Origin of the sequence: Bacillus cereus group sp. BfR-BA-01430, assembly GCF_022663115.1 — a bacterium.
Lineage (GTDB): Bacteria > Bacillota > Bacilli > Bacillales > Bacillaceae_G > Bacillus_A > Bacillus_A cereus_BD.
The window spans coordinates 1-808 of record NZ_JAKUEW010000055.1 but is presented as its reverse complement, the minus strand read 5'-3'; the positions used below and the strand labels follow the sequence as shown (position 1 = coordinate 808).

Genomic DNA, 808 nt, shown 5'->3' with positions numbered 1-808 from the left:
GTGCTCTACCAAGCTGAGCCACTTCCCGAAAGAAAACGCGCCCGAGAGGAGTCGAACCCCTAACCTCTTGATCCGTAGTCAAACGCTCTATCCAATTGAGCTACGGGCGCATATGGTGCCGAGGGCGGGAGTCGAACCCGCACGGTGGTCACCCACCGCAGGATTTTAAGTCCTGTGCGTCTGCCTGTTCCGCCACCCCGGCATGTCATATTTGGAGCGGAAGACGGGATTCGAACCCGCGACCCCAACCTTGGCAAGGTTGTATTCTACCACTGAACTACTTCCGCAAGACATGTTATAAGTATTTTATTAAAAGTGCGGGTGAAGGGAGTCGAACCCCCACGCCAAAGGCGCCAGATCCTAAGTCTGGTGCGTCTGCCAATTCCGCCACACCCGCATATTATTTTAAGAAATGGTGAGCCATGAAGGACTCGAACCTTCGACCCTCTGATTAAAAGTCAGATGCTCTACCAACTGAGCTAATGGCTCGTACAATAAAAACTGGTGCCGGCTAGAGGACTTGAACCCCCAACCTACTGATTACAAGTCAGTTGCTCTACCAATTGAGCTAAGCCGGCGTATATGGTGGAGGATGACGGGATCGAACCGCCGACCCCCTGCTTGTAAGGCAGGTGCTCTCCCAGCTGAGCTAATCCTCCATTTGCCTGGCAACGTCCTACTCTCACAGGGGCAAGGCCCCAACTACCATCGGCGCTAGAGAGCTTAACTTCCGTGTTCGGTATGGGAACGGGTGTGACCTCTCTGCCATCATTACCAGACTTTTATTATTATACACATTCTTTTCAGA

Annotated in this window: 7 tRNA genes and 1 rRNA gene; all 8 read right to left on the bottom strand. The window is 52.4% G+C overall.

Annotated elements, in window-relative coordinates:
• Positions 1-36: 36 nt before the first annotated feature.
• Positions 37-110 (bottom strand) — tRNA-Arg (locus tag MR058_RS22880).
• A gap of 3 nt (positions 111-113) precedes the next feature.
• A tRNA-Leu gene (locus MR058_RS22875) sits at positions 114-202 on the bottom strand.
• A 10-nt stretch (positions 203-212) separates the two neighbouring features.
• Positions 213-287 (bottom strand) — tRNA-Gly (locus MR058_RS22870).
• A gap of 29 nt (positions 288-316) precedes the next feature.
• A tRNA-Leu gene (locus MR058_RS22865) sits at positions 317-397 on the bottom strand.
• Positions 398-413: 16 nt separating this feature from the next.
• Positions 414-489: transfer RNA gene (locus MR058_RS22860), tRNA-Lys, on the bottom strand.
• Between the two features lie 13 nt (positions 490-502).
• Positions 503-578: transfer RNA gene (locus MR058_RS22855), tRNA-Thr, on the bottom strand.
• Positions 579-583: 5 nt separating this feature from the next.
• Positions 584-659: transfer RNA gene (locus tag MR058_RS22850), tRNA-Val, on the bottom strand.
• A gap of 4 nt (positions 660-663) precedes the next feature.
• A 5S ribosomal RNA gene (rrf, locus tag MR058_RS22845) occupies positions 664-779 on the bottom strand.
• Between the last annotated feature and the right edge of the window lie 29 nt (positions 780-808).